This is a genomic window from Mesorhizobium sp. M7D.F.Ca.US.004.03.1.1, from assembly GCF_003998635.1.
GTDB classification, from domain to species: Bacteria; Pseudomonadota; Alphaproteobacteria; order Rhizobiales; family Rhizobiaceae; genus Mesorhizobium; species Mesorhizobium loti.
The window spans coordinates 1-4,635 of the sequence record NZ_RZQG01000473.1; the positions used below are offsets into that span (position 1 = coordinate 1).

General features: G+C 65.2%; 4 protein-coding genes. All 4 read left to right on the forward strand.

Annotated features, from left to right (window positions below; translation table 11 throughout):
- The coding region (locus tag EN935_RS23085) for a thiamine pyrophosphate-dependent enzyme (protein WP_245489025.1) at positions 1-476 on the forward strand (476 nt) is incomplete at its 5' end.
- A complete protein-coding gene (locus EN935_RS23090; RefSeq protein WP_127265261.1) occupies positions 473-2,569 on the forward strand; it encodes a hydantoinase/oxoprolinase family protein in 2,097 nt (698 codons plus the stop codon). The genes EN935_RS23085 and EN935_RS23090, both read left to right, overlap by 4 nt.
- On the forward strand, positions 2,566-4,185 hold the full coding sequence (locus tag EN935_RS23095) for a hydantoinase B/oxoprolinase family protein (protein ID WP_127265260.1): 1,620 nt from the start codon (positions 2,566-2,568) through the stop codon (positions 4,183-4,185). The genes EN935_RS23090 and EN935_RS23095 overlap by 4 nt, the downstream gene beginning before the upstream one ends.
- On the forward strand, positions 4,182-4,635 hold a 454-nt coding region (locus tag EN935_RS23100; RefSeq protein ID WP_127373636.1), incomplete at its 3' end, for an aminotransferase class I/II-fold pyridoxal phosphate-dependent enzyme. The genes EN935_RS23095 and EN935_RS23100, both read left to right, overlap by 4 nt.

Consider the following 4,635-nt stretch of genomic DNA (forward strand, 5'->3'; position numbering starts at 1 on the left):
AGGCACGGCTGCTCGCCCCGCAATCCGGCGCCATGGGCTACGGCCTGCCGGCGGCCATCGCGGCCAAGGTGGCTTTTCCCGGACGCACGGTGGTCTGCTTTGCCGGCGATGGCGATTTCCAGATGAACTGCCAGGAGCTGGGGACGGCGATGCAGGCCGGGGCGCAGCCCATCGTGCTGATCCTGAACAACGGCATCTACGGCACCATCCGCGCCCATCAGGAGCGGCATTATCCGGCGCGCGTGTCGGGAACGAACATCGAGAACCCGGATTTCGTCGGCATCGCCCGGGCCTATGGCTTCCATGCCGAGCGGGTCGGCGCGACCGGGGATTTCGCCGGCGCTTTCGGCAGGGCGCTGGCGTCTACGACCGGCGCGGTCCTGGAGCTGGATATCTCGCCCGAGGCGATCACGCCGCGTCAGACCCTTTCCCAGATGCGCGACGCAGCGCTCGCTTCGCAGAAGGCCAACGCATGATCAGCACGGCAAATGACATCCGTCTCGGCGCGGATATCGGCGGCACGTTCACCGATATCGTGGTCGATGTGCGCGGCACGATCTTCTCGACCAAGATCCTGACCAACTATGCCGCGCCAGAGCAGGCCATCCTCGACGGGATCGAGATCGTCGTGCGCGACGCCGGCATCACGCTGGCGGACCTCGACATCGTCATCCACGGCACCACGCTGGCGACCAACGCGCTCATCGAACGGCGCGGCGCCAAGACGGCGCTGGTCACGACCGAAGGGTTTCGCGACGTCATCGAGATGCGCACGGAAAACCGGTTCGAACAGTATGATCTGAACCTGAAGCTGCCACCGCCACTGATCCCGCGCGAGCATCGCTATACGGTCAAAGGGCGCATCGGCGCGGATGGGCGGGAATTGCAGCCGCTGGACGAAGTTGCACTCGACGAGATCGCCGACAGCATCGCCGCCGGCGGCTTCGGCGCCGTCGCCATCGGCTTCATTCATTCCTACATGGACGCGGTGCACGAGCGGCGGGCGCGCGAAATCCTCGCCGGAAAGCTGGACATACCGATCTCCATCAGCGCCGAGGTCTCGCCGCAGATGCGCGAGTTCGAACGCTTCAACACGGTTTGCGCCAATGCCTATGTGCGGCCGCAGATGGCCGACTATCTGGTGCGCCTACAGGTGCGGCTGAAGGAGATGGGAGCGAACTGCCCGGTGTTCATGATCCACTCGGGCGGTGGTCTGATCTCGGTGGAAACCGCATCCGAATTTCCGGTGCGCCTGGTCGAGTCCGGTCCGGCCGGCGGCGCCATCTTCGCAGCCGACGTGGCGCGGCGCTTCGACCTGGACTCCGTCGTCTCCTACGACATGGGCGGAACGACTGCGAAGATCTGCCTGATCGAGGATTATTCCCCACGCACGGCGCGGACCTTCGAGGTCGCCCGCACCTATCGCTTCTGCAAGGGCTCCGGCATGCCGATCTCGATCCCGGTGATCGAGATGATCGAAATCGGCGCCGGTGGCGGCTCGATCGCCTGGGTCGACGCCATGGGGCGCATCCAGACCGGCCCGGAAAGTGCCGGGTCCGAACCCGGTCCCGCCTGCTACGGGCGCGGCGGCAGCCGCCCAGCCATCACCGATGCCGATCTCGTCCTGGGCAAGCTCGATCCCGACAATTTCGCCGGCGGCGCCATCAGGCTCGACACGCGGGCGTCGGAGGAGGCCATCACCCGCGATGTCGGCACCCGGCTTTCGCTCAATTCCGTTTCCGCCGCCTTCGGCATCTGCGAGGTCGTCGACGAGAACATGGCCAATGCCGCCCGCGTCCACGCGGTGGAAAACGGCAAGAACATCTCCGACAATGTGATGATCGCCTTTGGCGGCGCTGCGCCCCTGCATGCGGCACGGCTGTGCGAAAAGCTTGGCGTGGAACAGTGCCTTGTTCCGCAAGGCGCCGGCGTCGGTTCGGCCATCGGCTTCCTCAAGGCACCGTTCGGCTATGAGGCGCTGGCTTCCAAGCTGACGCGGCTGTCGCGGTTCGACGCATGCGAGGTGAATGCGCTGCTCGACGGGCTGAAGGCCACCGCCGAGAGCTTCGTGCGGGCCGGTACAAACAGTGCCATCACGCGCGAGATCACCGCCTTCATGCGCTATGCCGGCCAGGGTTGGGAAATCCCGGTGCCGCTGCCCGACAGGGCGTTCAGGCCCGGCGATGAGGTGGGCGTCAAGGACGCTTTCCGGGACAATTACGCGCGCTTCTTCGGCCGTGCCATCGATGGCCTCGACGGGTTGGAAATCGAGATCGTGACCTGGTCGGTCAAGGCGCAGGACGTGCGGCCGGCCCCGGCCAGGCACGAGATCACCATGGGGACCAGGACTGTCGCCGCTTCGCAGACGCGCGAGGTTTTCGATCCGGCGACCGGAACCGTGCAGATTTCAGCCATCATCGAACGCGCCGACCTTTCGCCGGGGGATCGCATCAGCGGCCCGGCGGTGATCGTCGAGCGCGAGACGTCGACGGTCGTCACCACTCTCTTCGATGCCGTGCTGCAGAGCGACGGTTCGATCCTCCTGATCCGCAAAGGGGTCCAGGCATGAGCGACATCTTGGAAATCCGTATGCAGGTGATGTGGAATCGCCTGATCTCGGTGGTCGAGGAGCAGGCACTGACCCTGTTGCGGACAGCCTTCTCCACATCGGTGCGTGAATCGGGCGACCTGTCGGCCGGCGTGTTCAATCCGCGCGGCGAGATGCTGGCACAAGCCGTGACCGGCACGCCCGGGCATGTGAACACCATGGCCGAGGCCGTGCTGCAATTCATGAACGAAATCCCGCGCGAGGAGATGTACGAAGGCGACACCTATGTCACCAACGATCCCTGGAAAGGCACCGGCCATCTGCACGACATCACCATGGTCTCGCCCTCGTTCCTCAACGGCGAACTGGTGGCGTTCTTCGCCTGCACGGCCCATGTGGTCGACGTTGGCGGACGTGGCTTCGGCGCCGACGGCAAGTCGGTCTACGAGGAAGGCATCCAGATCCCGATCATGAAGTTTGCCGAGCGCGGCAAGGTGAACCTCGATCTGGTGAAGATCCTGCGCACCAATGTGCGCGAGCCGAACCAGGTTGTCGGCGACTTCTATTCGCTGGCCGCCTGCAACGAGGTCGGCCACCGCCGCCTGGTCGACATGATGAAGGAGATCGGTCTGGCATCGCTGGACAGGCTGGGAGAGTTCATCTTCACGCGCACCCATGACGCGACGCTGGAGCGCATCAAGGCGCTGCCGAAAGGCAGCTGGTCGAACGAGCTGGTGACCGACGGCTACGACACGCCGGTCAAGCTGGTGGCCGCCGTCTCGATTGGCGACGACCATTTGAATGTCGACTTCTCCGGAACCGATCCGATAAGCCGCTGGGGCATCAACGTTCCGATCATCTACAGCAAGGCCTATGCCTGCTACGCCCTGAAATGCGTGGTGGCGCCGGAGATCCCGAACAATGCGGCCTCGCTTGCTCTGTTCACCATATCGTCGCCGACCAACATCCTGAACGCCCCGCGGCCGGCGCCGGTCTCCCTGCGGCACGTCATCGGCCATATGGTGCCCGACCTGGTGCTGGGCGCGCTGGCCAAGGCGCTGCCGGGCCAGATCCTTGCCGAAGGCGCGGCGGCACTGTGGAACATCCACATCTCGGTCAGGCCGGTCGCCAGCGGCGACGGGCGCCGCGCCGAGGTGCTGATGTTCAATTCCGGCGGCATGGGCGCGCGCCCGACGCTGGACGGGCTTTCCGCCACCGCCTTTCCGTCCGGTGTCCATACGATGCCGATCGAAGCGACCGAGCACACCGGACCGATCGTCATCTGGCGCAAGGAACTGCGTCCCGATTCCGGCGGCGACGGGGAATTTCGCGGCGGCCTCGGCCAGATCCTCGAAATCGCGGCCACCGAAGGCCACGAGTTCGATTTCTCCGCCATGTTCGACCGGGTCAGACATCCAGCCAAGGGCCGCAATGGCGGCAAGGACGGGATTGCCGGCATCGTCAGACTCGACGATGGCACGCTGATGCGCCCCAAGGGCTGGCAACACGTTCCCGAAGGGCGTCGTCTGGTTCTGGAACTTCCCGGCGGTGGCGGCTATGGCGATCCGGCCAAGCGCAGTACGGAGGCGCGGGCACAGGACGTGTCCAGGGGCTATATTTCGGAGAAAAGCCGATGAGCTACATTGCTTCGCGCCTGTCCGTGGTCAAGCCGTCGGCTTCGATGGCGGCCTCGCAGGCAGCCAAGGCGCTACGGGCCAAAGGCGTCGACGTCATCGACCTTGGCCTTGGCGAACCTGATTTTCCGACACCTGCCCACATCATTGAAGCGGCGCACGCGGCCGCAAAGGCCGGCCAGACCCTCTACACCGCCGCGGCCGGCTCGCTGGAAGTGCGCGAGGCCGTGGCCGGGAAGTTCAGGCGCGAGAACGGACTGGACTACACGGCCGACGACATCGTGGTGGCGAACGGCGCCAAACAGATCATCTTCAACGCGCTGATGGCGACGCTGGAGAACGGCGACGAGGCGATCCTGCCGGCCCCCTATTTCGTCTCCTATCCGGAAATGGTGAAGCTCCTGGGCGGCACTCCCGTCATTGTCGAATGTCCGGAAACGTCCGGCTTCAGGC